This is a genomic window from Bacillus sp. OTU2372 (genome assembly GCF_038440275.1).
Taxonomy (GTDB): Bacteria; Bacillota; Bacilli; order Bacillales; family Cytobacillaceae; genus Neobacillus; species Neobacillus bataviensis_B.
Genome location: NZ_JASATK010000008.1, coordinates 1 through 26,627, shown reverse-complemented (window position 1 = coordinate 26,627; position 26,627 = coordinate 1). Strand labels below are relative to the sequence as shown.

General features: G+C 38.4%; 26 protein-coding genes and 1 pseudogene. 11 read left to right on the top strand and 16 right to left on the bottom strand.

Annotated elements, in window-relative coordinates; genetic code table 11:
* The first annotated feature begins 152 nt into the window (after window positions 1–152).
* Window positions 153–269, top strand: coding sequence for a YjcZ family sporulation protein (locus AAHB15_RS14535; protein ID WP_098996083.1), 117 nt, complete (start codon window positions 153–155; stop codon window positions 267–269).
* A 317-nt stretch (window positions 270–586) separates the two neighbouring features.
* Here the strand turns inward: AAHB15_RS14535 and AAHB15_RS14530 are convergent, their stop codons facing one another.
* A complete protein-coding gene (locus tag AAHB15_RS14530) occupies window positions 587–733 on the bottom strand; it encodes a hypothetical protein (protein WP_342042662.1) in 147 nt (48 codons plus the stop codon).
* A 260-nt stretch (window positions 734–993) separates the two neighbouring features.
* Window positions 994–1,509: a hypothetical protein gene (locus AAHB15_RS14525; RefSeq protein ID WP_335574852.1), complete on the bottom strand. Its 516-nt coding sequence runs from the start codon at window positions 1,507–1,509 to the stop codon at window positions 994–996.
* Window positions 1,510–1,826: 317 nt separating this feature from the next.
* On the opposite strand from AAHB15_RS14525, the gene tagU reads away from it, so the two are divergent.
* Window positions 1,827–2,759 carry a polyisoprenyl-teichoic acid--peptidoglycan teichoic acid transferase TagU gene (gene tagU, locus AAHB15_RS14520; RefSeq protein WP_335574853.1) on the top strand — a complete coding sequence of 311 codons (933 nt, stop codon included), beginning with the start codon at window positions 1,827–1,829 and terminating at the stop codon, window positions 2,757–2,759.
* A 107-nt stretch (window positions 2,760–2,866) separates the two neighbouring features.
* Here the strand turns inward: tagU and AAHB15_RS14515 are convergent, their stop codons facing one another.
* Window positions 2,867–3,010 (bottom strand): hypothetical protein, encoded by a 144-nt coding sequence (locus AAHB15_RS14515; protein WP_342042661.1) that lies wholly within the window; start codon window positions 3,008–3,010, stop codon window positions 2,867–2,869.
* Between the two features lie 227 nt (window positions 3,011–3,237).
* Here AAHB15_RS14515 and AAHB15_RS14510 point away from each other — a divergent pair, with 227 nt between their 5' ends.
* Window positions 3,238–4,212: an LCP family protein gene (locus AAHB15_RS14510; RefSeq protein ID WP_335574855.1), complete on the top strand. Its 975-nt coding sequence runs from the start codon at window positions 3,238–3,240 to the stop codon at window positions 4,210–4,212.
* Window positions 4,213–4,265: 53 nt separating this feature from the next.
* Here the strand turns inward: AAHB15_RS14510 and AAHB15_RS14505 are convergent, their stop codons facing one another.
* The 13 genes and pseudogenes from AAHB15_RS14505 to AAHB15_RS14445 form a co-directional block, all read right to left on the bottom strand.
* A complete protein-coding gene (locus tag AAHB15_RS14505) occupies window positions 4,266–5,129 on the bottom strand; it encodes an ROK family protein (protein ID WP_342042660.1) in 864 nt (287 codons plus the stop codon).
* A gap of 104 nt (window positions 5,130–5,233) precedes the next feature.
* Window positions 5,234–5,758, bottom strand: coding sequence for a type 1 glutamine amidotransferase domain-containing protein (locus AAHB15_RS14500; protein WP_342042659.1), 525 nt, complete (start codon window positions 5,756–5,758; stop codon window positions 5,234–5,236).
* Between the two features lie 19 nt (window positions 5,759–5,777).
* A complete protein-coding gene (locus AAHB15_RS14495) occupies window positions 5,778–6,635 on the bottom strand; it encodes a MurR/RpiR family transcriptional regulator (protein ID WP_342042658.1) in 858 nt (285 codons plus the stop codon).
* 46 nt (window positions 6,636–6,681) lie between these two features.
* A complete protein-coding gene (locus AAHB15_RS14490) occupies window positions 6,682–7,860 on the bottom strand; it encodes an ADP-dependent glucokinase/phosphofructokinase (protein WP_342042657.1) in 1,179 nt (392 codons plus the stop codon).
* Window positions 7,857–8,681 carry a carbohydrate ABC transporter permease gene (locus AAHB15_RS14485; RefSeq protein ID WP_342042656.1) on the bottom strand — a complete coding sequence of 275 codons (825 nt, stop codon included), beginning with the start codon at window positions 8,679–8,681 and terminating at the stop codon, window positions 7,857–7,859. The genes AAHB15_RS14490 and AAHB15_RS14485 overlap by 4 nt, the downstream gene beginning before the upstream one ends.
* 1 nt (window position 8,682) lies before the next feature.
* Window positions 8,683–9,357, bottom strand: a pseudogene (locus tag AAHB15_RS14480) (carbohydrate ABC transporter permease); the annotation flags it as partial.
* 348 nt (window positions 9,358–9,705) lie between these two features.
* Window positions 9,706–11,001 carry an ABC transporter substrate-binding protein gene (locus AAHB15_RS14475; protein ID WP_342042654.1) on the bottom strand — a complete coding sequence of 432 codons (1,296 nt, stop codon included), beginning with the start codon at window positions 10,999–11,001 and terminating at the stop codon, window positions 9,706–9,708.
* 193 nt (window positions 11,002–11,194) lie between these two features.
* The gene (locus AAHB15_RS14470; RefSeq protein ID WP_342042653.1) at window positions 11,195–11,737 is read right to left on the bottom strand and encodes a D-lyxose/D-mannose family sugar isomerase; all 543 of its coding nucleotides are present in this window, start codon (window positions 11,735–11,737) and stop codon (window positions 11,195–11,197) included.
* A 112-nt stretch (window positions 11,738–11,849) separates the two neighbouring features.
* Complete coding sequence (locus tag AAHB15_RS14465) at window positions 11,850–12,767, bottom strand: ketose-bisphosphate aldolase (RefSeq protein WP_342042652.1); 918 nt, start codon at window positions 12,765–12,767, stop codon at window positions 11,850–11,852.
* 777 nt (window positions 12,768–13,544) lie between these two features.
* The gene (locus AAHB15_RS14460; protein WP_342042753.1) at window positions 13,545–15,488 is read right to left on the bottom strand and encodes a PTS fructose transporter subunit IIABC; all 1,944 of its coding nucleotides are present in this window, start codon (window positions 15,486–15,488) and stop codon (window positions 13,545–13,547) included.
* Between the two features lie 145 nt (window positions 15,489–15,633).
* Complete coding sequence (locus tag AAHB15_RS14455) at window positions 15,634–17,562, bottom strand: BglG family transcription antiterminator (protein WP_342042651.1); 1,929 nt, start codon at window positions 17,560–17,562, stop codon at window positions 15,634–15,636.
* A gap of 548 nt (window positions 17,563–18,110) precedes the next feature.
* Window positions 18,111–19,082, bottom strand: coding sequence for a mannose-6-phosphate isomerase, class I (manA, locus tag AAHB15_RS14450; protein WP_342042650.1), 972 nt, complete (start codon window positions 19,080–19,082; stop codon window positions 18,111–18,113).
* The gene (locus AAHB15_RS14445) at window positions 19,072–19,605 is read right to left on the bottom strand and encodes an NUDIX hydrolase (RefSeq protein WP_335574859.1); all 534 of its coding nucleotides are present in this window, start codon (window positions 19,603–19,605) and stop codon (window positions 19,072–19,074) included. The genes manA and AAHB15_RS14445 overlap by 11 nt, the downstream gene beginning before the upstream one ends.
* A gap of 576 nt (window positions 19,606–20,181) precedes the next feature.
* On the opposite strand from AAHB15_RS14445, the gene AAHB15_RS14440 reads away from it, so the two are divergent.
* From AAHB15_RS14440 to AAHB15_RS14405, 8 genes are all read left to right on the top strand, one after another.
* A complete protein-coding gene (locus AAHB15_RS14440; protein WP_342042649.1) occupies window positions 20,182–21,357 on the top strand; it encodes a glucose-1-phosphate adenylyltransferase in 1,176 nt (391 codons plus the stop codon).
* Between the two features lie 791 nt (window positions 21,358–22,148).
* Window positions 22,149–22,289: a YjcZ family sporulation protein gene (locus tag AAHB15_RS14435; protein WP_342042648.1), complete on the top strand. Its 141-nt coding sequence runs from the start codon at window positions 22,149–22,151 to the stop codon at window positions 22,287–22,289.
* A 313-nt stretch (window positions 22,290–22,602) separates the two neighbouring features.
* Window positions 22,603–23,499, top strand: coding sequence for an HD-GYP domain-containing protein (locus AAHB15_RS14430; protein WP_335574840.1), 897 nt, complete (start codon window positions 22,603–22,605; stop codon window positions 23,497–23,499).
* 14 nt (window positions 23,500–23,513) lie between these two features.
* The gene (locus AAHB15_RS14425) at window positions 23,514–23,834 is read left to right on the top strand and encodes an 8-amino-7-oxononanoate synthase (RefSeq protein ID WP_335574841.1); all 321 of its coding nucleotides are present in this window, start codon (window positions 23,514–23,516) and stop codon (window positions 23,832–23,834) included.
* A 274-nt stretch (window positions 23,835–24,108) separates the two neighbouring features.
* A complete protein-coding gene (locus AAHB15_RS14420; protein ID WP_342042647.1) occupies window positions 24,109–25,290 on the top strand; it encodes a GGDEF domain-containing protein in 1,182 nt (393 codons plus the stop codon).
* Window positions 25,291–25,549: 259 nt separating this feature from the next.
* Entirely contained in the window at window positions 25,550–25,768 is a 219-nt protein-coding gene (locus AAHB15_RS14415) for a DUF1659 domain-containing protein (protein WP_342042646.1), read from the top strand.
* Window positions 25,769–25,805: 37 nt separating this feature from the next.
* The gene (locus tag AAHB15_RS14410) at window positions 25,806–26,024 is read left to right on the top strand and encodes a DUF2922 domain-containing protein (protein ID WP_144565934.1); all 219 of its coding nucleotides are present in this window, start codon (window positions 25,806–25,808) and stop codon (window positions 26,022–26,024) included.
* Between the two features lie 127 nt (window positions 26,025–26,151).
* The gene (locus tag AAHB15_RS14405; protein WP_098532603.1) at window positions 26,152–26,289 is read left to right on the top strand and encodes a YvrJ family protein; all 138 of its coding nucleotides are present in this window, start codon (window positions 26,152–26,154) and stop codon (window positions 26,287–26,289) included.
* The last annotated feature ends 338 nt before the right edge of the window (window positions 26,290–26,627 follow it).

Here is a 26,627-nt window from a genome sequence, read left to right as displayed (position 1 = left end):
TCTCCCAGAAATGCCTGTTAAACAGGCGTTTCTTACATTTAGGCAAATCCCTGATTTTGTCCTAATTAATGATAATTGTCCATACCATCACGGTCTTAAAAAATATACTAAAGTGTACTCTAAAAAATCATTTTTGATTGGTGGTGAAAATAATGGGCTGGTTTTGTGGCGGCTACGGCTACGGTGGTTATGGTTACGGCGGCAGCACTTTCGTATTAATTGTTGTATTGTTTATTCTTCTGATTATTGTTGGTGCTTCCTTCTATTAATCAATGTAATTAGCACTAGGAAAAGGCTCCGTTTTGGAGTCTTTTCTTATTCTAACCAACGCCGGGTGACCCTTTATATTCCATTGAATTGAAGAAAAAGGTAAATAAAAAAGAGCCAAATAGCTCTTACAGAAAAAAAATATTAGTATCAGCCCCGCCTACGCTGTATACCTTGATGGCCACGTTTGCCATCCGACCTAATATTATTATAATTGAAAGCGTTTCCAAAAACAATATATTTTTATAGGTTTTAACTAATTTGTGCTCATAAAAAAAGGACTACCAGAGTTTCCCCCAACAGTCCGTTAATCTATTATTTAGCAAATGACCAGTTGTTTTAAGTCCGCTTTTAAATCTTCCATCAATTTTTCAAGTGTCAATTCAGTTTCATTTTCGCCTTTTTCATATGCCTTTTTGACAATCTGTGAAAAGTCAACAAGGTTCTGCTTTGCGTTATGATTCAATTTCCTATTTCCCCTCCTCTTAATATACTAAATTTACATTTTACTATCAATTTCGACAATTGTAAATGTCATTCTGAAGAGAAAATTATGTCATTTTTGTGAGAAAAAACAGAAGTTTGTAATGGTTTTGTAGTTTAATGTAATAATGCAAGCCACTAGTCTTTTCTAACAATTTATTTACCACATCTACCACTTCTTTAAACACAAAAAAACCGCTCTTAGTAAAAACGGTTTTATGTATATAATATATAGTTTTACTTTTAAAAGATCGGTTTTTTTCGATATAGTTTTATTTCGGCGAAATGAGCCAACAGACCAAACATAAACCCAAGAAACAGTCCGTTAAACACCGGATAATCAAGAAATGGAAATATTGTAATGACGTTGTCATCATGCAAGCATAAACCGAAGTCCATTCCGATAACGAGACCTATAGAGAATCCAGAAAAATAGGTTCGTTTTTCAACCACTTTTCCCTCTAGTTTATTATTATTGGATTTTGCCGAATTATAGGCCTGCCAGATAGCAAATCCATATAGGGAAGGATAGAATAGCCCCCAACTGTAATTAATCGTTTGATGAGCGTTCAGGATATCCCCTGTTAAGGTGCTAAATAAAACTAGATTTAGGTGTGATTTCAAGTTAATTAAGAATTCTAATATTAGTAATAGAAAACCGATAAAGTAATCTTTATTATATAATTGTCCGAATCCCGGCAGGACGAGTGACCATAACATGGCAGCATTTGGGGATTTATAGGGCCGGCTACTTCTCATCGGGGTCTCTCCCTTAAGTGAAATATATTACTATAATTTCGTCGTATTCAGGTTAAATTCCTCCTTTTTTACATATTTTAGTAATTAATTCCTAACTACACTTTGTTTGAATTCTTCCCCACCAATATCTGCGCTTATCCATAGTTAACCTTTAATAATTGCTTTCCTAAAATTTCATTCCAACATAAATCTTAATATCAAACTCAACAATAAATTCCATAAAAACCCCATATCTTTTTTGTATCTATTTTCCTATATTTTTGGTATTCTAATAAACGAGTGCAAAATATTTGTCAAAATTTTGGAGGTATACTCGAATGAGGTCTCAAAAAACAAAGAAAAAGAGAACTTGGTTGAAAGTCACAGGTATTATTCTTCTAATCCTTGTTATTGGTGTAGGAGTTTACGCATATAATGTATATAGTTCATTAAAAGAGGCTGTCACAACGATGCATGAGCCAATTGAAAGACAGCAGTCGGAAAAGCGCCAGGAACCGGTTGCCTTTACAGATAAAGACCCATTTTCAGTGTTAATGCTTGGTGTCGATGAGCGAAAAGGCGACAGAGGCCGTTCCGACACAATGATCGTGTTAACCGTTAATCCAAACAACAATTCAGTGAAGATGCTCAGCATCCCGCGTGATACTCGCACAGAGATCGTTGGTAAAGGTAAGCAAGATAAAATAAACCACGCTTACGCTTTCGGCGGAGTTCAAATGTCAATCGACACGGTTGAAAACTTTTTAGACATTCCAATTGATTACTACATGAAGGTAAACATGGAAGGTTTCAAGGATATTGTTGATGCTGTTGGTGGTATCACTGTACAAAACGATTTAGATTTTTCCAATGGAGGCTATCATTTCCCAATAGGACAGGTAACTCTAAACGGGGATAAAGCACTAAGCTATACAAGAATGAGATATGAAGATCCCCGCGGTGACTTTGGCCGTCAATCAAGACAACGTCAAATCATCCAGGGTGTTATTAAAGAAGGAGCAAGTGTATCAAGCTTGACCAACTACTCAGATATTTTAAATGCCCTTGGCAAAAACGTGAAAACAAATCTTACTTTTGATCAAATGGTCGACATTCAAAAAAATTATAAATCTGCCGGATCAAACATTACCCAAATGGAGATTAAAGAAACAGGAACCAAAATCAATGGGGTTTATTATGGTTTAGTTTCTGACGCAGAGAAGCAAAGAGTTCAGAATGAATTAAAGACTCAATTAGAATTAAATAAATAAAAAGCAAAAGCTGATTGGATTTCATAACCAATCAGCTTTTTTTACATCTATTTAAATCATTAAACCTATCCCTTAAGCTGGTAAATAGCACCACCTTCGGATAATCTTCAATTAAATGAAGCATGAGAACCGTCCCCTTGATTCTGCTTTTCCTTTTTCTTTCCACAAGTTACACACTTGTCTGTATAGTAGCTATATTTATGATATCTACGGAAGTAGCAAATAATTCCCTTTAATTTATGTTTAATCATATGAAATGATTCCTCCTCTGATTGCTATGTGAATAAGCATAATGGAGGAATGTTATCAAACTATTACCAACTGATTAAAAACTATTAAATTCCGATTAAATTAGAATTAAAATGTGCGATTTTCCAATTATAATATATTGAGTCCAATCTCCAATAATAGTAAGATAAGTCAGTAATTATAATTCTAGAAAACATCATCCTATATATTTAATACAGTGGAGGAAGAAATGAAGAAAAAGGGCACTAGAAAATGGAAAGTCATAGGCTTCAGCATTTTAGGAATTTTTGTTTTAGGGATAGCAGCATTTGGTTATGAATACTATCAATTACAACCCAAAAATCATTTTTCAACAGTGCCTGTAGTAGGTGCTAAAAATACATCTAGCGCGGATGAAAAGGTTGACGTGAAAACACCAGTATTTAACGTCCTCTTAATTGGTTCTGACCAAAGAAAAGGTGACAAGTTAGGCCATACTGATTCTATGGTACTAGTTCACGTAGATTTAAATAACCATAAGTATCAAGCAGTAAGTATTCCTCGTGATACCCGTGTACATTTAGATGGTTATGGATATACAAAATTAACTAGTGTTCAATATATTAAACAAGCTACAGATGGATCTAAAAAAGGGATAGAAGCTGCTGTTACAGCCATTAGTGAATTTATGGGGGTTCCAATCAATTATTATGTTGAAACGGACTATTGGGGCTTCCAAGCGATGGTCGACTCGTTGGGCGGAATCAAGATGGACGTACCTTTTGATGTAAAATTAACACACCCTTGGTATGCTGAAAATAGAAATAAATTAATTAGTAAAGGTACCTATTCATTTGATGGAAAAATGGTAACAGAGGTGGTTCATGAGCGTTACTCCCTAAAAAATGGTGAATACGGCCGTCAACAACTTCAGGAAGAAGCATTAAAGGGGATTGCCAAAAAAGCTCTGAGCCCAAGCAATATAACAAACTTGCCAGCACTTGTGAAGACAATACCTGATTTTATCGTCGCCACAAATATGTCCACATCAGATATGTTGAGCCTTGGACTGTCCGCAAAGGACTTTGATCCAAAAACTCAGCTAGTTTATCAGCAAATCCGTGGTGAAGGAAAGAAACTTTACGATGATATCTTAAAAGCAAACAATTACCAGATTGTTATGAATCAAGAACAAGTAAAGGATATAGCTGTTAAGTTCCAATAAAGTATCAAAGGGACGGTTCTCATGCTTCGGAAGCATGAGAACCGTCCCTTTGCTTACAAGTCCCCTAATGACATTTGCCCAAGCAAAATCGCCCCTGTAATACCTGCGTTATCACCCAAGCCTGGAGTGACGATATAATCCTTTAAATCTGGTAGAGAAACATATTGATTCATAAATTCCGGCACGTATTTATAGATAGAGGAAAATACCGGTTCTTGGTGCATTACCCCGCCGCCCATGACAATCTTTTGCGGTGACAGGATTAAAATATAGGACATCAGGGCTTGCGCTAAGTAGTATCCCTCTAAATCCCACACCTCCGCACGCCCTACGAGGTCGATGCCTTTCTCACCCCAGCGCTCTTCTATCGCAGGGCCGGCTGCAAGGCCCTCTAAACAGGCTTGATGGTAAGGACATTTCCCCTGATAGGAATCACTTGGATGACGATTCACAAGAATATGCCCCATCTCTGGATGAGAAAGCCCTTGAAGTAGCCTTCCTTGCACAACGGCCCCGGCCCCAATTCCAGTTCCAACTGTTATGTACAAGCAACTTTCCAGCCCTTTTGCCGCCCCCAGCCTTACCTCTGCCAGTGCTGCGGCATTCACATCCGTATTAAAGCCAATAGGAACGTCGAAGGATTCCTTCATAGTCTGCACAAACGGAAAATCTCTCCACCCTTCTTTAGGAGTCGAAGTGATATAACCGTATGTTGAACTATCCTGGTTCACATCAATCGGGCCAAACGAGCCAATCCCAATCGCATCTATCTCAAACCTCTTAAAAAACTCAACCACTTTTACAATAGTTTCCGACGGCACCGTGGTCGGGATCTCCACACGTTCTCTAATAGAACCATCCTTCTCCCCCACAGCACAAACAAACTTGGTTCCCCCAGCTTCAATTGCACCTAACATCTTTATTCCCCCATTATGTAAAAATAACTAGAGGAGCTCAACACTCGTTAAGCTCCATATATACAAAAAGAAGCACGAGAACCGTCCCCGCGCTTCCACAATAATTACTTTCGTTCTAATACATGAATAAATTCCCGTAAATAATCAGGCAGATCTGGCGGACGACGGCTCGAAATTAGGTGTCCATCAGTAACGACAGGCTCATCATACCAAACGGCTCCGGCATTCTCCATGTCATCTCTGATACCAGGTGTACTCGTAACCTTTTTCCCCTTCAGGATCTTAGCAGAAACTAGCACCCAGCCTGCATGACAAATCTGTCCGATTGGCTTCTCGCTCGCATCCATCTCCTGAATGAGCGAAAGAACTTCAGGGAAGCGCCGTATTTTATCTGGTGCCCATCCTCCTGGCACTAAGATTGCATCATAATCCGTTGCTTTCACATCGCTATAGGCGAAATTACTTTCCGCAGGTACACCATATTTGCCTACATATTTTTCATTGGCTTTCTCTCCGGCAAGATGGACCACTGCCCCTTCTTCCCGAAGACGTAAAATCGGATACCAGAGCTCTAAATCTTCAAATTCATGATGAACTAAGCTAATAACTTTCTTTCCTTGTAATCGCATAACATCTAATTCCCTTCTATTAATACTTATAATCTGACAATGCCTGCTCCCGATCACTAATCGATTGAATCGAACGATCAAAATTCTTTTTCGTTAATAATAGAAACAACGTATCAATGATAGCAATCGCTGGCAAAATCGTAAAACTAAATTCTTTAAAAAATAATTTCTCATTTGAAATATTGGTTAATATGATGTCCGCCATCTGCGAAAGCGGAGATTTCATGTGGTTTGTAATACAAATGGTAGTGGCCTTTCTCTTCTTCGCTATCTCAAAGATTTCCAGCAATAATTTAGAGTTTCCAGAATTCGAAATACCGATCACCACATCATTTTCGGTCAAGGAATGAGCAACTGAAACCTGCATTTCGGGAGTGTTATTCACAATAGAGCGAATCCCAATCTGATTAAATTTATATGCCCCGTCCAGCGCCGCGGGAATCGAATTCCCTGCTGCCACAAAATGAACGAGACTGCTCGCACTAATAATATCGAGGCATTTCTGCAATTCTTTCGGATCCAAAAAGGACGCTGTTTGTTTCAGCTCATCTATCTTATACGCAAAAATATTGTTTATAGATTCCGCTAGATTATCCAAGTGAATCGTCGGTGAATGGGTAGTCTTCTCAGGATTATTAATTTCTCTAGCTAGAGTTATTTTAAAATGGTGAAATCCCTTCAAACCAATCCGTTTACAGAATCGTACGATGGTGGCTTCGCTTACATTACATTGTTCAGACAACTCAGCTACACTCATATCTATCACATTAAAATACTCTTTGATGACATATTCCGCCACTTTTTTCTCGGCATCATGTAAGGTTGGATATAAGCTATTCACTGTATTTAATAAATTATTTTCCTTTACGGAAGTCATAATCCCAACCATCCTTTTTATATTAATTATGCCATTTTTCCAACGTTTAGCCTAACGAAATTTTCCTATTGGGTACGAATTCCACAGGAACTTCTACTAATAATCCAGCGGTAAAAGTATCCCCTAACCCAATGGTACTGGTAATCTCGCCAACATACGCAGGAATAACGGTTATATCCTTTCGATTTTGCGTCAACTTCCGCAGCTCTTCCCCTCTTTTATGAAAGTCACAACGGGCCGTTAAATGATCGATGGTCTCTTGATCACATATTGTGCCCTTCAATGCCCTTGAAAAAGCAAACTTATTACCATTTTCTAAAGCCTTCCCCCAAATACTAGTATCATATTTTTTCGATTGCACTAGCGAAAATTGCTTCGTATGCAAGATAAAATTCGCCACCCCCAATAAATCACAAGCCTTTTCCATTACGCTCAAAAGTTGATCATTATCTAAATTCAGTAGGGAATCGCTCATTCCTAATAACTCTTGAAATTCATCCTCATTCACGCCAAGACTATCCACATGTTCTCCCAGCGTTCTAATAATCTTCCACTGTTCCTCTAAAGACCAGATAGCCGCCAGCTCTAGGTGAACCCTCGGCCTCCTGCTGCCAAGAGACTCCAAGACTTTCAAATTATTTTTTAAAAACAAATCGACTTCCGCACTGCTATCAAAGGAATTATACCCCGATAACAACAGCCAACTAACATCATACTGGGAAAGCTCTCTCAAAAACTTAGAAGCAATCAAATCAGCCTTAAATTCATCTTGCCTCCGGAAGATAACCCGATTAGAGAATCCGCCAATCTCATATTCTATAATATAGTGCTTCGGCACATCCCCATTCCGGTCCGACAACAGGATCAACTCCCCAGCATTAGAAACAATCCTTTCCAATTCCTCCGACTGAACCGGAATATTCACCAAGGAACGATATCCGGCGCGACTGGCGGCACACCCCGCCTGCAAGCCCGTCCCACCAATCGCCCTCTGCCAATCTAGTTTAGCCTCTAACTTTTTCAGAATAGAATTGTCGGCGACGATGTACTCCCCACCGCTCCCCCTCCTGATATTCCAATCAAGAGCTGTACAAAAATCGTCCCACGAATCAATAAAGGCTTTCGGAGTCCCGGATGCACACCTCTTTATCTCCTCATAAAACTCTTGCGTAATTTTTCCTAGTAAATCAATATTGGCTGTATATCCGCATGCGATCGTTCTCATCCCTTCACCGCTCCTCCCATAATGCCTTGTGTTAGTTTTTTCTCAAAAATCAATACTAGTAAAATTAATGGCAGAGTCACTAGAATGGAAGTGGCAGCTGTATCTCCCCATGGGACGAAGAACATTTGCGGCATCATCGCAATCCCCACCGGAATGGTCTGGGCTTCAATGCTATTCGTAAAGGTAATCGCAAAAAGGAATTCATTCCACGATGCGATAAACACTAATAATCCCGCTGTCACAAGGCCTGGTGCCATTAACGGTAAACAAACCTGCCAATACGTACGGAAGTAACCACACCCATCCATATACGCGGCCTCTTCAATTTCATAAGGAAAATTCCGAAAGAAACCGTACAAAAGCAATACACTCAACGGAAGGCCAAACAGCATATACGATAAAATTAACCCAAAATAGGTGTTATACAACCCAATTCCTTTAATTAAATTGTAAAGAGGCGTGATGACCGCAATTTGCGGAAACATCGAAGTGGACAGAAATAATAGTAAAATAAGGCCTTTTCCTTTAATAGGAAGCCTAGCTAGTGAATAAGCCGCCAGACTGCCAAGGAATAAGCAAAGTAATGTCACACTGACTGCAACCACCGCACTATTGAAGATATATTTATAGAAATGCGTATTTTGAAAGATATTTTGATAGTGCAGCCAAGTTATTTTATTCGGAAAGATTGGCGGCAGAGATGATAGATCTTTGTCTAATTTTAATGATGTAATCACCTGCCATAAAAATGGTGCCAGTTGAAACACGATGATTCCAAGGGCAAGGATATAAACGGGAGAACGTTTAATTGTTTTCGTCATTTTACTTTCCTCCCTCTATTTTTTCAGAAGCTTTATTCATCAAGAACAGCAAGACGATCGCTAAAACAAACACAGAGACAGCCATTAGGGATGACATCGCCGCACCAGAGCTAACTTCTCCTGCCGAGAATGTGGTCTTATAGGCATAAGAAGAAAGAACCTCGGTTGAATTAGCCGGACCGCCTCCTGTTAAAACAAAGATCAAGTCAAAGACACGGAAGGCATCTAGTGCTCTCAATAGCACGGCAATCATAATAGAAGGAATCAGCAATGGGAACGTGATATAAGAGAACTGTCTCCACTTATTGGCTCCATCAATATCCGCTGCTTCATAAAGACTCGAAGAAATCCCTTGTAATCCAGCTAAAATAATTAGCGCCATGAATGGCGTCGTTTTCCATACATCTGAGAAAATAGCAGCAAACATTGCAGTAGACGTTTCACCAAGCCAATTGACATTGCTATCAATGATTCCTGTTTTTACTAATAAAAAATTTAGAATTCCATATTCGGCATTGAAAATCCATTCCCACATCCTAGCAGAAACGACCGTTGGGATCGCCCATGGAATTAACACACACGCTCTAACCCAGCCTCTTCCCTTAAATTTCTTATTCAGGACTAAGGCAATGACGAGACCTAGAAGGGTTTCCATCAAAACCGAAATGGCCGTAAAAATCCACGTATTTTTATAAGCCACTTTAAACCAAATATCACTAAATAGATTCTTATAATTTTCTAATTCAATAAAATGTGATACCTGTTTCGTTAAGGAAACATCAAAAAAGCTTAAATAAAGGGTTTGTATCAACGGATAAATCCCTACTACGCACAGAATCAATAGCGATGGCAGTAAGAACAGATACCCAATCATCATGGGCTTATTGAGCTTCCTCTTCGTCTTCGGTTTCTCCACAACTAATAGATTGGCAGGGGTGCTGCTGATGACTTGTTTTTCCATGGTTCACTCACCTCATATACTTGAAGGCACAAACGAATGACTTAGTTTGTGCCTCCAAGGTATTTATTGTTTCGTAATTTTTTTCAATTCAGTATCAATTTGTTTAGCAGCATCATCTGCTTTGATACTATTAGAGAGGACACCTGAGATATTGGATTGAAGGACTAATGACAATTTAGGATAGTCCGGACTTACTGGACGAGCCGTTGTACCTTGGAACACTTTATCCAATCCAGTTAAGAATGGATTTTTCTGTTGCAATCCTTTGTCCTCTAACACGCTAGGTCTTGTTGGGCTGAAGGCAAGCTCACTTGCAAAGTATAACTGACTTTCTTTGCTGGATAAGAATTGCGCAAATTTAATCGCTGCATCTTTCTTCTTAGAATTCTTTGCCACCATGAACTGATAACCACCCATTGTAGAGGAGCTGCTATTGCCATCGAAGGATGGAAGCGGAGCTACACCCACTTTATCGACCACTTTGGATTGTTTTGGATCTTGCGCAACGCTCCACACATAGGACCAGTTACGGTGGAAAATCGCATTCCCATCCGTAAACACCGTTCTGCTTGGTTCTTCGTCAAACGTTAACACTGATTTTGGAGAAATTCTATCATCCGTTAACTTTTTCATAAATTTAAGCGTTTTTAAGAATTCTGGTGAATCAGCATTGGATTTTCCTTGAGTGTTTAAGATGGAACCGCCGGCGCTGCCTAGGAATTCTACAAAGTCACAGACAAGTACTTCAGCCTGTTTTCCTTGCCATACAAACTGTTGAAGTTTTGGATCATTTTCTTTGCTTTGAATTTCCTTTGCCGTCGCAAGCATTTCATCCCACGTTTTCGGCACTGGTTTATTATATTTCTCTAATAAATCCTTACGATAATAAAGCATTCCTCCATCCACATACCATGGCATGGCGGATAATTTTCCGTTATAGGTTAGGGCATCAATAACCCCTGGATAATACTCATCTTTGTTCACATATTGATCCATCGGCTCTGTCCATCCTGCGGCTGCAAACTCTGGAACCCAGACAACGTCTCCGGTAAAGACATCAATATCGCTTTGTCCGGACTGTAAGGAAGTAACAAGATACTGATGAATTTCCGTACTTTTCGCTGGAGCAGGCATCTGTGTTAGTTTTACTTTAATAGTAGGGTTCTGCTGTTCAAATTTGTTGATCAGTTCTTTCCAAGAATCCACACCAAATGTTTTAATAGCAGCAAAGTTAATCGTGGTAACATTACTATTACTATCTTTTCCATCCGTCTTTGTGGATGACTGATCGGATGAACATGCAGACAATGCAATCATCATACATACCAACAAAAGAATGTAAAACTTTTTCAGTTTCATGATTTTTCCCCCATTTAAAGTATTTTTCTATTTTTAAAAGAATGGTTGAAAGATAGAGTGAATACGCTTTCATATTAATGAAATCGCGGGCACAATCACCCTTTATTTTGACCGTTCCTGCTTTTTTTCACGATCATTTTTAAAAAAAAACACTTAATGGGAAGGAGAAGGTGACCTTCTCCCTCACACAAGGTTAATCCTGATCTTGCACGCGAACAATTCGCGGATCTGTAAAGATATCTGATGGATCATCACTATTGGAGGAAAACTCAGAAACAATCGCTCCCTGCTCCCCTGCCTGAAACCAATGTTTCGTGTTTTCAGGAATTGTGTACTGCTCGCCTTCCTGTAAAACCACTTCATGAAAAACAGTATAGTATTGTCGATCCTGAGCTGGAGGTTCTGCTATCGGATCGGCGGTGGCCTCTCCTTCCACATATAGATAAACGGTCCCTTTTCGGCAGCGGAAGGTTTCGAGTTTCCCCGGATCTCCGTCTGCACGAGGCGGATGCCGATGCTCTGGGCAGGTCTGATGAGGAAACAGCACCAATTCCTTTGCACAATAGCGGTCATTATTTACGTAGGTAATTAACTGTAACCCTGATACCTCCAGATCGTTTAGACCAAAGTCAGCAACTTCAATTGCCCTTTGATCTGCTTCCGTCAAAACAATCCCGGCTTCTGCAAGCATGTTGGTGACAATAGCTTTGTAATCTTTTAATTGTGGAAAAGACATATCAAGAATCCCTTTCCTTTACAATAGATTTTTGATGGTAGTCTAGTAGGTGAAGAATCTTAGAAGAATAGTTTAGTAGGAGTAGGTCGTGTTGTAGGTAGGAAATGCGCTTTTATTTATATAAACCGCCAGTTAAGACTTTTTCTTCTTGTTTGGAGGTGGTTTTTTGTTCATAGAGATTGGCTTTTCCTACTGAGTTAAAGAGGTGCATTTTATGATTAATCACATTACGTGCTTCTTTAATGCAGTCTGGGTAAATCACATTTGGATCCCAGTATTCAGTTGTGCTTAAAATCTCACGCGCCTTTGTAAAATAAGCGTATTTCATATCACTAGAAATGTTTATTTTGCTTACGCCTAACTGGACGGATTGAGCAATTTCACTGTCTGGGTTAGAAGAACCGCCATGTAGAACGAGTGGAATATCGACCAACTCATTGATTTCTTTTAGGATATCCATTTGCAATTCCGGCTTAATATTCTTTGGATAAATACCATGTGCTGTTCCGATTGCTACGGCAAGTGTATCTACACCTGTTCGTTCAACGAAATCCTGGGCTTCGGCAGGATCTGTATAAGTAACCTTGGTTACTCCGCCTTCCACGGAGTTCCCCGTGCTGCCGATTGTTCCTAATTCCCCTTCGATCGAGATCCCAACGGCATGGGCAATTTCTGTCGCTTTTTTCGTTAACGCCACGTTTTCTTCGTATGGAAGCAGGGATCCGTCAATCATAACCGATGTAAAACCGCAGCGAATCGCTCTTAGAATTTCTTCAATCGAACCGCCATGGTCCAGATGAATGACGAATGGAACAGGACTTGCATAAACGCGATGTCTGACATAAGAGAAAAACTCATCTGTTAAAAACTCTAATTCTGATGGATGAATGGCAATGATAGCAGGAGAATTTAAATTTTCGGCCTCTTCGACCACTGCTCGTAAAAAGGAACTATCGGCGACATTGAAAGCTCCTACCGCAAATTTATTTTCCTTCGCAACTGTAAGTAATTCTTTCATGGTTATCAACATTTAAAAAAACATCTCCTTTTATAAAATAAAGTTTACCTTACCTGTATACGCTTACCTTTTACTGTTACGTTGCCTGGGATTCATACACATCATTGATAGATGAATTGCTCTCCTCCTTACCGATGAAATTTAATTTTTTAAAGCAGGGTTTTTTCGACCTTTAACGAATTAGATTAAAAGTGCAAAGAAATACACCCACGAAACTTAGTTTCTCGTGTTAAATTTTGGTGAAACTTTATTTCTTAAGTTCACTATAATTCCGACTGAATTAAAAATCAAGATATTTTTTAAATATTTTTTAATTTTAAAAAATTCAGTTTAATTTATTATGCAGAAATAAGATTCATTCGATTACGGTAAAACCACCAATTCAATCAAAGAATTGGTGGTTTTGCTTGGAAAAATAATCTACTGGATAATCATTGACATCTTATACTCGACAATCTTCACGGCGGGAGAAGCACAGAGATTCTCCATCATTCAGCAAGATTTCGACATCATTCCATATAGGATATACTAATTAAACGTTTGTTTAAAAGTGAACCTAACATGCACCAACACTGGATTTATCCATAATTGTCATGAAATATTTGTCGGGAAATAGTTCAAACCATGAGATCATTCTGGACGGATATTGACGATGTAATCCTCCATAAATATGGAACCTAATTAGGATTCCTCTTGTTAGAGAAAACTCCATGGAGGTTTAGATCTCAAAATAAAAACAGCTGATACCAAGGCCATAAGAGTCCTTTGGTATCAGCTGTTTTGCTTCTATCATTTAATAGTTTCTAGTAACTTATAGGCCTCTTCTTTAGAGGCAACCGCTAATAACTGCTGTCTGAAACTGTCATCCATTAACTTCCGTGATAACATTTGCAATATCTTTAGATGGGCATCCCCTGCTGCTTTCTCTGGTACAGCGATCATAAAGATTAGCTTCGCATCCGTACCATCTAAGCTCTTCCAATCAACCCCGTCACGCTTAATCCCAAATGCAACTGCTGGACGCTTCACTGCACTTGATTTTCCATGGGGAATCGCAATATTCATGCCAAGCCCAGTAGAGCTCTCCCCTTCACGATTTAAAATCGCTTGTTTAAATGACAGTTTCGAACTTAAAATACCTTCAGTATCAAGCTTAGCAACCAGTTCATCAATCACTTCATCACGTGTCGTTCCTTCTAAATCGATATCAATTAGTTCTAGATCGGTTATATCCGTTAATTTTTTAATATCCGTATTAACAGCAGTTTCTACCTTTGAATGACTCGCAGGCGCACTTGCCACAGAAACCGGGCCAACACCTGCTGCAACCGGTACAGGGCCTTCCACATTTTTCTTCAACGCCGTAACCATCAAAGCGGTGACTATAACACCAACAATAACGGCAACAAAGAACATCACCACATGGTCAACAGCACCCAATACCGCTACAATCGGACCACCGTGAGCAACTCTATCACCCACACCAGAAAGCATGGCAATAACAGAACCTACCATTGAACCAACAACAATACTTGGAATCACCCGAAGCGGATCCTGGGCAGCAAATGGAATCGCTCCTTCGGTAATCCCGAATAACCCCATAGTGAATGAAGCTTTACCCGCATCTCTTTCTGTTTGACTAAATTTACGCTTGTTAATAAACGTTGCAAGACCAAGGCCAATTGGTGGAATACAAATCGCTGCAGCAATCGGCCCCATAATTCCATAGTTTCCTTCGCCAATCATCGCAGAACCGAACAAAAACGCTACTTTATTAAATGGACCACCCATATCAACCGCGATCATCGCACCAAGAATCATCGCTAAAAGAATAGAGCTTCCACCCTGCATACCAGCAAGCCAGCTTGTTAAAGCAGCAAACACACTTGCCACTGGATGACCAATAACAAAAATAAATAATAATCCTACAATCACACTTGATAGAATTGGTATAAATATAATCGGCATAACCGGCTGTACCGCTTTCGGGACTTTAATTTTCTTAATACCTAGAGCCACATAACCAGCTAAGAAACCGGCAATAATCCCACCGATAAATCCTGCACCCGCTGTACTTCCATAAAAACTACCATTAGCGGCAATATAACCACCAATCATTCCTGGTACTAATCCAGGGCGGTCGGCAATACTTACGGCAATGAAACCAGCTAATATCGGCACCATAAACATGAAAGACGTAGCACCAAGGCTTTCAATTTGTTTCCAAAAGGATCCATCTGGAATCTTAATCCCACCTGGTGTTTGTTCACCGCCAAGTGTTAGAGCAATCGCAATCAATAATCCCCCAACAACAATGAACGGAACCATGTACGAAACACCATTCATTAAGTGTTTGTAAAAAGGATTTTCTTTGGAGCTTCTCTTTTTCGTTCCAGTTACAGTCCCTGCCTCAGGTTTATAAACCGGAACATTGCCACTTTGTATCCGCTTAATTAATTCTTCAGGCTTGCGGATACCATCTTGCACACCAGTGACAATTAGTTTTTTACCAGCGAAACGATCCTTTGGTACCTCTTTGTCCGCTGCGATGATGATGCCATCTGCCTCGGCAATTTCCTGGTCAGTTAGTGCATTTTCTACCCCAATCGAACCTTGTGTTTCTACCTTTATTTCGATACCCAGCGCTGCGCCCGCTTTTTGAAGATTTTCAGCGGCCATGTACGTATGAGCAATCCCAACTGGACAAGCGGTAACAGCTAATATTTTCCCCATCATGATTCCTCCAGTATTTAAATAGTAAGTAATCGCTTACTTATATAATAAACCCTTCTTGTCCAGTTAATTTTTTAACTTTTTACCGTAGGCTGCGGTAAATTTAAATTATTAAAGGGTGAACATTCCGTCCACCCTTTTCGTCTCATTCCTTTTTTTCAATAATATTTATAAATTCCTGATAATCACTTACAGCCGTTAACACATGGACGACCAATGGCGTTTCACTCAGTGACGCGATCTTTCCAATAATTCCACGTATCTCACTGTGATCTTCCTTAGCTATTGCCAGCATAAAGACAAGTGATACCCGTTCACGGCCCCACTCTAACCGTTCCTTCAGGATGGCTGTAGCTATGGCAGATCGCTGAACCAATGAGGGATTTCCATGTGGAATGGCGATTCCCCCACCGATGGCCGTAGCCGAGTTCCTCTCTCGATTTACTGCACTATGAATATACTCTTTACTAACATAGCCCTTTTGAAAAAGAGCATCAGCAAGCATTTCGACTACTTCATATCGATGTACTTTCTTCACATCAAAAAACAAAAGCTCTTCGGCGAGGAATTTGGAGATAACACTAGGCTCTGAAAATTTGTCTTGTTTCTGCTTTAATCCCTCAACAAACTGACTTAATTTTTTCTTATCCTCTTGGCCAAATAGAGGTGAAATTACAATATGGTCAGTCTTTACTTTTTCTAGCGGTACAGTGGAAATAATAAAATCTATCTGTTGATTGTTTAAGTACTCCAGTACATCCGCTTTGCCGATGCAGGCGATGATATCAATATCCTGATACTGCTGTTCAATCTTTGCCTCTAATAAATGGGACATGCCAATTCCCATATGGCAGACAATCAGTGCTTTCTTCTTTGTTTCCCGTTTCTTCTCCAACCTTTCAACCGAGGCTTGGAAGTGAAGAACTAGATATGCGGCCTCATCTTCAGGAATCTCGAGTTGAAACTCGCTCTTAATATCTTCGATCATGATCATCACCATATTAAACATATAGGGATACATTTTTTTAATATTGGAAAGGAGCGGATTGGTGATGGGAAAGCCAAATGTAATACGATTGAAGACAGCTTGCATATGAACCGTAAGACCACTGCCTAAAATAGTATCGGTCTCATATGGAACCATTGTCAGTTTACTCATTTTCCTAATGGCAACACTTACAATTTCGGTGATGGCTTCATCCACCTGCAATGTTTCGTTCATACCCTCTTCCGTTCGCTTGCTGCTAATCAGATGCCAGGTAAAATAAACCCGTTCCTCTTCGGGAAAGGGTAAGCCGAAAGATGATTCCAGAATATCAAATAACCAAGTAGTATATTCATACTCTTTTCGTTCATGAGCCATTTCCTTTTCAGAATTTTTTACAAATACGGGTGATCGCTGCCGGGTCCTCTTCACCATAATCAGTGCATGAACGAGTAAGCTCTCTACTGCACTATCGGTAATCGCAATCGAAAACCGCTCCTTCATATCCCCGAGTGCTTTTTTTACAATTGAAATCTCATAGGCTAAAAATAAATCCAATACCACATTTTTATCCTGTGAAAGGGAAGAAATAAGCTCGGATAAATGCGCTAAGGCATTTCGCTTTTGCAATTCCTGCCCTTGAATGATATTTCCAACCCGTGGTTTTGATACGAGCTCTAGCCCAAAACGCCCAAGCCAAGTGGTAATCGCCTCGATATCTTTTTTAATCATCGCTTTAGGGACAAAGTATCGATCAGCAAAAAACTGTAAAGTAATGGCTTGGCTGCTGGTTAAAAGCTGAAAGGCAATTTCAAAAAGGCGTTCTTCATTTGTTTTGGGTTCGCTAGAAAGTAAATCACGTAAAATTTCAGAACGTTCCTCTTCGTCACACTCAACTGATATTCCAAATCCAGGCTTACGAATTAGCTTTGCACTGGGATAAGCCCGTAAATGCTCCTTCAATCGGTCTAAATCGTTTCGTACCGTTTTTTCAGCACAATCAAGCCGCTCGGACAAATCCTTTATATGCCATACCCCTTCTTCGTCAACAAGTAAGATTCTTAGTAGTTCCTTTTGTCTATGATTCATTCATTACACCTGCTCTATTAAACATATATTAGAGTTTATCTTTATTTTTGTTCTTGTTCAAATGAATAAAATAAAACAAATTAGTCTCTTCCACCCAAAAATATATTTTTAATAAATACAAGTAATTTATCCTATTGCATATGTAACCGTTTTCATTTATAGTAATAGAAACATACTTAAGATACATAATGGGTATCTACAACTATTATAGGAGTGGATGAGCATGGACGAGCAAGGGAATCTTTTAGTTGGATTAATGTGGGGTACGTCTCTAAGTGTTCCGTTATGGATTGCGTTTATAGGATGGATGAAACTTATTTTACACTTTGTCATGTAGTCATATACTAGATTTATAAATATTATTTTATAAAAACAATAGAGTAGGGATCCCACTAGGTAGGGTCCTTACTCTTTTACATTTTCGACATTAGGAATTCCTCGTACTAATTTATTGCCTGCACTTAAATTGTGTAATCTCATGAAAAATAATTTTAAAAAATAAAAGAGGAAGGATTATAACGAAATAAAATCCTTCCTCTTTTAGATAATTAAGTATGTGACACAATCATCTCACAATTACCGTCTACCTCAAATTCTCCAAATCCAACAGGAATAATAAAATGAGTGCCCTTCTTCAATCGATAATCTATACCATTATGAGAAAGAGTTCCTTCTCCATTAATCACACTAAAAAGCAAATATTGATCATTAAATGAAAAGCTAGACTTCCCACCAACTTCCCACTTATAAACGGAGAAGAACTCAGATTCCACATATGTAGTAATCCTAGTATCACCTTTCTCCTGAACCAATTTCGTACTTACAGCATCTTGATGCGGAACAGTGGTAACCTCCATTGCTTTCTCTAAATGAAGATCCCTTAAGTTCCCTTCTGCATCCCGACGATCATAGTCATACACCCGGTAAGTTGTATCAGAGCTCTGCTGCGTTTCCAATACAAGAGTTCCTTCACATAAGGCATGAATGGTCCCACTTGGAACATAGAAAAAGTCCCCTGGTTTGATTTTCACCCGGCGAAGCAGGTCATTCCACTCGCCCTGTTGAATTTGCTCCTGTAATTCTTCTTTCGTTTGCGCATTATGACCGAAGATCATATCGGCATCTTCTTTACAGTCAATGATATACCAGCATTCCGTCTTACCTAGTTCACCATTTTCATGAACCATCGCATAAGAGTCATCGGGATGCACTTGGACGGATAAATCCATGTTGGCATCCAAAATCTTTGTTAATAAAGGAAATACCTTTTCCTGTGGATTTCCAAAGAGCTCAGAATGCTCACTCCACAACTTGTCTAGAGTCATCCCTTTATAAGGACCATTTTCAATCATAGAAGGTCCATTAGGGTGAGCTGAAATTGCCCAGCACTCCCCTGTGTTTTCGCTAGGGATCTCATAGCCGAATTCTTTCTGTAAAGCTGTCCCGCCCCAAATTCTTTCTTTAAAAACGGGTTTTAAAAATAATGGTTCCAAAAGAAGTCCTCCTAAATTACTGTTCATCAGTCATAAACTTATATCTTAAAATAGCCGCAAGACCTGCTCCATGATTAAACTCATCTTGAAGGACCAAATCTTTCAACTCTTCCATGGTGAGATAATGCAATTCAAGTGTCTCGCTATTCTCTAGCTTTTGCTCTGTCGGTGTTAAGCCCGCTGCCGCAAACAAGAAGATTTCCTCTGTCGTTGAGCCTGGCGAAGGATAAAAACTGCCTAATTCAAGCCAATGCTCGGCAACATGACCGGTCTCTTCCTCTAGTTCCCGCTTGGCCACCTCAATGGGTAATTCATCTTCTGTATCAATCATTCCGGCAGGCAGTTCCCATTGCCAGCTATTTATCGCATGGCGGTATTGTCTTAAACAGATGACTTCATGATTATTCGTTATCGGCAGAATGCAGACTCCCTTGGCAAAGTCTAGATAGGAAAAAGTCTTTTCGTCCCCGTTAGGAAGAATAACCTGATCTACTGTAATTCCAAACCGGTCCACCTTTTGCTTAGTAGAGTGTTTTATTTTCCAATCCATTCTGTTCACCTCCAATTATCAAATCTTTTATATTAAAATTCACCTAAAAATTATGTCCAGATATTAGGATACTATAATTCATTCGTAAAGGATAGAATCAATTTTTTTACCTTTTGCTAAAATAAGTATCTCAGACTCACTAAGCGAATAGCTTCGATTATAAAAATATAGCAAATAATTTTCTATAAAAACTATGCTTACATGTTTTTTATAATTTTCAGATTTTTTTCCTTATAATTCGACAGAAAAAGTGAAGGTTCTATTATTAATTTTAAATAATTTATAGGTTACACATCAGATTACTTAAATTATGTCGATTTATGTTTGTAAAAGTCGGAATTATTTGATTTTGTCTTATTACCTCGTTTGCTACAATGAAAAACAGATTGCAACAAACTTACAACATGAGAGGAGCTAAATTTGATGCAGAGTCTATTAGTTACAATAAAGTTGGAAGACACTTTTACCATAAATGAAGAAGATGAGCAAGAAGCTGAAGAGTTATATTACAAGTTATGGGAAGATGACCGATTATAACTAAGATAAATACATATATCCTTTATTCTGGAGGCAACTATGACTAAAAAACAATGTATTGCTATGCTATTAGCTGGGGGAAGAGGTTCTCGATTAAAAGAATTGACCAAATATATAGCAAAGCCTGCGGTTCCATTTGGTGGAAAATATCGAATCATTGATTTTACATTAAGCAATTGCAGCAATTCTGGTATTGATACTGTTGGTGTTTTAACACAGTATCAACCTCACACTCTCCAAAATTACATCGGTGATGGCAAGCACTGGGACTTAAATCGAAAAAATGGGGGCGTTACCATTCTTCCGCCATATCAATGTGAGTCAGGTGAGAGATGGTATGAAGGCACCGCACACGCTATTTATCAAAACCTAAGATATATTGAAAATTACAATCCAGAGCACGTTCTCATTATTTCCGGAGATCACATTTATAAGATGGATTACAGTAAAATGCTAGAGCAGCATATACAAACATCAGCAGACGCCACCATTTCTGTCATAAACGTACCATGGAATGAAGCGAATAGATTTGGCATTATGAATATTAATCCCGAAACAAAAGAAATTTTAGATTTTGAAGAAAAACCAGAAAATCCTAAATCAAACCTCGCCTCTATGGGGATTTACATTTTTAAATGGGAACTGTTAAAAAAATATTTAGAAAAAGAAGAAAAAAATCCACTCTCATCTAAGGATTTTGGTAAGGACATTATCCCTGCGATGATCAATGATAATCGCAAATTACAGGCCTATTGTTTCAAAGGCTATTGGAAGGACGTCGGAACCATTCAAAGTCTCTGGGAAGCGAATATGGATTTACTTTCCTTTAAAAGCAATCCCATCTTACAAAATGAAGACTGGTCTATTTATACTCATGAAACTTCCCAGCCGCCAACCTATTTGGACGGAAAAGCTAGTGCACACCAATCTTTGGTAAGTGAAGGCTGTAAGGTGTTTGGAAAGGTAGAAAACTCCGTTCTTTTTTATGGAGTTACCGTAGGCAAGGGAGCTGTTATTAAAGATTCCGTTATTTTGCCCAATGCTATTATCGGTGAAAATGCGGTGATTAACCGAGCCATTGTTGGTATGGGAACGGTCATTGAAGCCAATGTTAAAGTGGGGGAAAATCAGCCGTTTAGTGAAATTACCTTAATTGGGGATAACCAGACTATTCAAAAGGATATTGATGAAAAAATCAAGGTAAAAGCTGTTTAAGTAAAAATTCTTAACATAAAAAAAATAATAAAATTATTCACAAACTTACGAACAACATTAAAAACTCCCTTCATTTAAGTGAAAGGAGTTTTTTGTGTTAATCCTCTGAACTTTTTATATAAATAACCTACTGCCCATAACAACATGTTTCAATCTCCAGATTGCCCCATACATAAGATTAATTTCCTTCCATTAAGGGAATAATAAATATTATGTCTGTGGTTAAGCAACCACTCTCCTAGTACACTTATTAATGTTCAACTAATTAGCTTGCACACAATGGAGTGAACACTATGAAAGAGAATGATGATGGAAGGAAATTTGGTGTTGGATGCTTATGGGGTATCATTTTATCGATTCCTCTATGGATAATCGCCTATCTCCTATTTCGTCATATTTTACATAAATAATCAAAAAATGTTTACTACCTTTAATATATCCTCCTTTTCATCCCCCCTATCAAACCATTTTTTAGTGCACAAAGGAAGACAAATACTTCTAACATGTTAAGATAGTCCTATAACGGATATTAACGATGTTATTTTAAATACTTTAGGAACCTATATTGATTTTCGTTTATTTAGTAAGTTTAGGTTAGCAAACAATTTATAATGAGCTTTATGGAGACCTCCTTTTTACCAAGACGACGTTGGATGTTTTTTTGTTTATAGAAAAAATATCGTTAATATTAGGCTAATGGAATGTCCTAATTAAAATTAGTGAAAGAGCCCTTCCATTCTTATTCTTATAACATACAGTATAGGGAGTAGTCTATAAGGGAGGTTTTATCTATGTTTGGATATGGTGGTTTTGGTGGATATGGTGGTTGTGGCGGCTATGGCTACGGCGGTTTTGGATATGGCGGTTGTTTTGCTTTAATCGTTGTATTATTCATCTTGTTGATTATTGTGGGAGCAGTAGTCTGTTTCTAAGAATAACCTAAAAAAGCCCTCTAACAAAGGGCTTTTTTGATTGTTTCTTCCTCCGAAAACGTCTGCTAATCATACGTTTTTATATGAGACTTTTCTTATTCACACCAAAGGGCAAGACGCAACTATAATAAAGGGTATATCAGTCATTGTATGTATTTTCCTTTTCAAGGCTGGATTTAAAAGATTCAACCTTGTTGCTATAGTACTATATTTAAATGATAAAAAGATGCTAATTCTCAGATAATTTAATAAAAAATATGAAATATTTTTGTTACAATAGGCTTATACAAGAAAATTAAGGAGATGTATTGAGGTGGACATAAATCATAGAGATTTCATTGAAACAGTCTATGTAAGAGGTGTCCAAATATCCCTTTTGGCATCTGGAGACGGAACTGAAATTATTTACCATAAGCTAAATCCTGGAGTAAGATGGGCATTAGAACCTAGCGAAGGATGGACTGCTTTAGAGTACTTACTAGTATTGTCTGGTGAATTAAGATATCCCACAGGTAATGGGTTTAAAGTATTAAAATCTGGTGATTCCTTCTATAAAAGTCCTGTAACAGATCATTATGTTTTTCAATCCTATCAAACAACGGAATTTCTATATATTACATCGCAACCCATTTTTCACCATTACAGTAAGGCTTCTCATGATATAATGGATTTAGCCGTTTCTATTGAGGAGAAAGATGGTTACACGGTCGACCATTGTTCTAGAATTAATAGATTGTCAATGTTAATTGGTGAGGAACTAGGTTTCAATGCAAAGCAGCTTTTAGTATTAAATAAAGCTTCTTTTCTGCATGATGTTGGAAAAGTAAAGGTTCCATTATCTATTCTACAGAAACCTAGTAAACTTACTTCTGAAGAGTGGGAGATCATGAAAAAACACACCACTTATGGAAGAGAAATGCTGGAAAGCACTAAAGTACCACTTTTAGTTGCTGCTGGTCCAATTGTGGAACAACACCATGAAAGATATGATGGAAAAGGTTATCCTTATGGATTAAAGGAAAATGAAATTTCCATCGAAGCATCCATCATAGCTGTTGTCGATTCTTATGATGCGATGACAACGGATAGGGTTTACCAAAAGGGCGTGTCTAAAGAAGAAGCATTGGAAGAGATACTTCGATGCCGGGGTACTATGTACAACCCTGACATCGTAGATATATTTTTATCTTTGAAAGATAAAATCCTTTAAGGGGGGAATAAGAGTTGAAGAAATTAGTAGTTTTAATAACAGCAATGCTATTATCAGTTGTTGTTATAGTAAAGCCAGCATCAGCTGAATACCTGCCTCAATATGATAAATATATTGAAGTAAGCAATGATCAAGCAAGACAATTAGCGGACCAATTAGGATTAAAAGGAATTCCGCTAGGTCCAGAAACAGCAGCTTATTCTTTCCAAGTTCAAGAATCATTGATTAAAAAAATTGAACAAATCAGTGGAAAAGAAATTGATCATTATTATATATGGTTAACAGTTGATGGAGTGCCAGTTTTAGGTATTGATCCTCCTGTAGTATCATTCTAAATAGTGATTAAATAAGATTCAAAATCCATTCAAAATAAACGGAGCAACCGAGCTTATTTCAACCCACTTTAATCCCGGTGCTGTTATGTTAATGGACAAAGAAATATAGGCCCTACTCTCCCCGAGTTGGGCTTTTAATTTTTGTACTTTTTAAATAAATCTTCCCGATATTATAGTGTATTCATGATAAAATGGATAATAACGGAAAAAAGTCAAATGCACATGAATTTAATCACCTTAAAAATTGTAATAATCTTAGTAGCAGGAGTTATTTATGAAACTAGTTACTCGAGCAATAGTCAACTTTGTATCTATATTTGGAGCGGTCATTACGCTAACATCCTTATATAACCTTCTCAAACCTGAAGCGTCAACATACTACATTGATATATTTATTCTATCACTATGTTTTTTCATTCTTTCTCCATGGTCCGTTCGCATGGCTAGTGGAGCTTCATGGAGACCGGCAGTCATGCTAATCATCGTGAGCGCTATTTTAGTTCCACCTTCACTCAGTTTTTTGGTTGCTTTACCTGGTTTAATTCGTATTACATACCAAAGCAAAGATAATTGGAGAAAATATCTACTTACGTTTGGACATATTGGACTTGGATTAGCAGCAGGCGGTTCCATCTTTTACCTTTTTAATTCTGACGGAACCATTGAATTTTCAACACCCCTAAAAATGATTCCTTTATTGTTAGGAATTCTTGTCCACTTTGTTGTCAATCGTTTGATTTCCTTCTTTATAGTTGCCAATAAGACAGGTAAAGATTTTAAAAAGCAAGCTATCTCGATGCTCAGGGAAATACATTGGGGATATTTAAATCTTTATTTAACTAGTCTTTTTACAATCATAGCCTTTAAGGAGATTGGCTATTTAGCGTTACCTCTGTCACTGTTTTTACTCATGGGGATTTTTAAGAGTACTATTTACTATACTAAGATGCAACAGCTACAAAATACGGTGTACATTGATGCCCTCACACAAGTGGAAAACCGGGCATCATGGGAAGCTTTTAAACAGCAAATGGACGTAAACCCTTGTACAGGAACACTTTCAATGATTGATTTGGATAATTTTAAAGAACTGAACGATACTCTAGGGCATTCTGAAGGCGACAAAATTCTAAAAGAGACTGCGTCCTTTATTCACCACTCCTTACGTAATTGCGATCGAATCTTTCGGTATGGCGGTGATGAATTTATTGTCTTTATGCCACATGACAATGAGGCAGGTTTCGAATTTGAAGGGAAAATGGAAAGGCTAACGAGTGATTTAAATGAACATTTTAAACATCTACAAGTATCGGTCAGTGCAAGTATAGGCTGTACCCTTTATTCTGGTAATGATTCCTTTAAAGCTTCTCTTTTAGAAGCAGATAAACAAATGTACCTAGCTAAGGCACAAAGGAAATTACTCGATAAAAAACTAAAACAAAAAGTTCTAATATAGAAGGACATGCCTAGAAAAAAGAAGGTATGCCCTTCTTTTTTCTGTCAAGACTCATCGAAACCATATTGGCATCCACAGGTTTTTATAAAAGTTTCCAATTGCGCAATCAGGTTGGGGTTGTAACTGGTTTCTCTTGAACTTACACGATCCTATTTCATTCCCTCCTTTGCTACATACAAACTAGCAATAAATATTTCCGACCTGCCTGTCCTTCTAGCCTCCCAAACTATATATATAAGACGAAAGGAGGTGAACGAAGATGGCACAAGGATTACTAGAAACAACAAAGCTTCGGATGGTATTTCAAGCGGGAATTGATAACGAAGGAAATCCAATTCTGAAGTCTAAAACGTTTAGCAATGTAACGAAAGCTGCAACGGCTGACCAGCTGTTCCAAGCAGCTCAAGCGATCTCCGTTTTATGCAATGGCGACTTAAACAAAGTGGAGCGCAATGACAGCTCGGAGATTATCGGTTAAGTTTCTATAAAAATCCAATGATGGGAGGTGAAAAGAAATGGCTAAAACATTAGAATTGCAATTTGCCACCGAGTTTGGCAAAACAGCGAAAATAACAGTCGACAATCCGAAGGAGCCAGTGAATGAAGAAGTGGTAAAACTCTCCATGGCACAGATTATTGCAGCTAACATATTTACTACAGGCAGCGGCAATCTTGTCTCTGCAAAAGGTGCAAGAGTCATCGACCGCAATGTAACCGACTATGAACTAGCATAATATCAGCGAGGCCGGATTCTTTTGAACTCGGCCTTTTTAAAAGCACGGGGACGGTTCTTCTTTCGGGAAGCACGGGGACGGTTCTTCTGCTTCGAAACCATCCTTTAGGAGAAAGGAGTGAAGAATTGTGGAACAAATCATACCACTCATTAGTGAAGTAGGATTCCCCATCGTGGTGACCCTTTATCTGCTTTACCGGATTGAATCAAAGTTAGATTTAGTGGTCCAATCGATACAAAATCTGCCCGACCGAATGAAGCCGTAATGAATGAGGTGATGAGCAACCCAAAATAAAGAAGCATGAGAACCGTGCTCATGATTGCATAATAGAAGCGCTGGGACGGTATGAGCTTAATTTAGAACAACAACTGTAATAGTTGTTTAGGCAATAAAAAAACGCATGGACATTAAATTATCCATGCGCTTTACACTATCTTTAAAGCTCCATAGAGGAGTTTAGCCACTTCGCTTCCCCTCCATACCGCTTGATCAACTGGTCATTAAAAAATTAGACAAAATAAAAAAAACCCCTTATAGGGGATTTGCCTGGCAACGTCCTACTCTCACAGGGACAAAGTCCCAACTACCATCGGCGCTGAGAAG

Coding starts and splice junctions, on each gene's coding strand:
- AAHB15_RS14535 (WP_098996083.1), top strand. CDS start 153: ATGGGCTGGTTTTGTGGCGGCTACGGCTACGGTGGTTATGGTTACGGC.
- AAHB15_RS14525 (WP_335574852.1), bottom strand. CDS start 1,509: ATGAGAAGTAGCCGGCCCTATAAATCCCCAAATGCTGCCATGTTATGG.
- tagU (WP_335574853.1), top strand. CDS start 1,827: ATGAGGTCTCAAAAAACAAAGAAAAAGAGAACTTGGTTGAAAGTCACA.
- AAHB15_RS14515 (WP_342042661.1), bottom strand. CDS start 3,010: ATGATTAAACATAAATTAAAGGGAATTATTTGCTACTTCCGTAGATAT.
- AAHB15_RS14510 (WP_335574855.1), top strand. CDS start 3,238: ATGAAGAAAAAGGGCACTAGAAAATGGAAAGTCATAGGCTTCAGCATT.
- AAHB15_RS14505 (WP_342042660.1), bottom strand. CDS start 5,129: ATGTTAGGTGCAATTGAAGCTGGGGGAACCAAGTTTGTTTGTGCTGTG.
- AAHB15_RS14500 (WP_342042659.1), bottom strand. CDS start 5,758: ATGCGATTACAAGGAAAGAAAGTTATTAGCTTAGTTCATCATGAATTT.
- AAHB15_RS14495 (WP_342042658.1), bottom strand. CDS start 6,635: ATGACTTCCGTAAAGGAAAATAATTTATTAAATACAGTGAATAGCTTA.
- AAHB15_RS14490 (WP_342042657.1), bottom strand. CDS start 7,860: ATGAGAACGATCGCATGCGGATATACAGCCAATATTGATTTACTAGGA.
- AAHB15_RS14485 (WP_342042656.1), bottom strand. CDS start 8,681: ATGACGAAAACAATTAAACGTTCTCCCGTTTATATCCTTGCCCTTGGA.
- AAHB15_RS14475 (WP_342042654.1), bottom strand. CDS start 11,001: ATGAAACTGAAAAAGTTTTACATTCTTTTGTTGGTATGTATGATGATT.
- AAHB15_RS14470 (WP_342042653.1), bottom strand. CDS start 11,737: ATGTCTTTTCCACAATTAAAAGATTACAAAGCTATTGTCACCAACATG.
- AAHB15_RS14465 (WP_342042652.1), bottom strand. CDS start 12,767: ATGTTGATAACCATGAAAGAATTACTTACAGTTGCGAAGGAAAATAAA.
- AAHB15_RS14460 (WP_342042753.1), bottom strand. CDS start 15,488: ATGGGGAAAATATTAGCTGTTACCGCTTGTCCAGTTGGGATTGCTCAT.
- AAHB15_RS14455 (WP_342042651.1), bottom strand. CDS start 17,562: ATGAATCATAGACAAAAGGAACTACTAAGAATCTTACTTGTTGACGAA.
- manA (WP_342042650.1), bottom strand. CDS start 19,082: ATGAACAGTAATTTAGGAGGACTTCTTTTGGAACCATTATTTTTAAAA.
- AAHB15_RS14445 (WP_335574859.1), bottom strand. CDS start 19,605: ATGGATTGGAAAATAAAACACTCTACTAAGCAAAAGGTGGACCGGTTT.
- AAHB15_RS14440 (WP_342042649.1), top strand. CDS start 20,182: ATGACTAAAAAACAATGTATTGCTATGCTATTAGCTGGGGGAAGAGGT.
- AAHB15_RS14435 (WP_342042648.1), top strand. CDS start 22,149: ATGTTTGGATATGGTGGTTTTGGTGGATATGGTGGTTGTGGCGGCTAT.
- AAHB15_RS14420 (WP_342042647.1), top strand. CDS start 24,109: ATGAAACTAGTTACTCGAGCAATAGTCAACTTTGTATCTATATTTGGA.
- AAHB15_RS14415 (WP_342042646.1), top strand. CDS start 25,550: ATGGCACAAGGATTACTAGAAACAACAAAGCTTCGGATGGTATTTCAA.
- AAHB15_RS14410 (WP_144565934.1), top strand. CDS start 25,806: ATGGCTAAAACATTAGAATTGCAATTTGCCACCGAGTTTGGCAAAACA.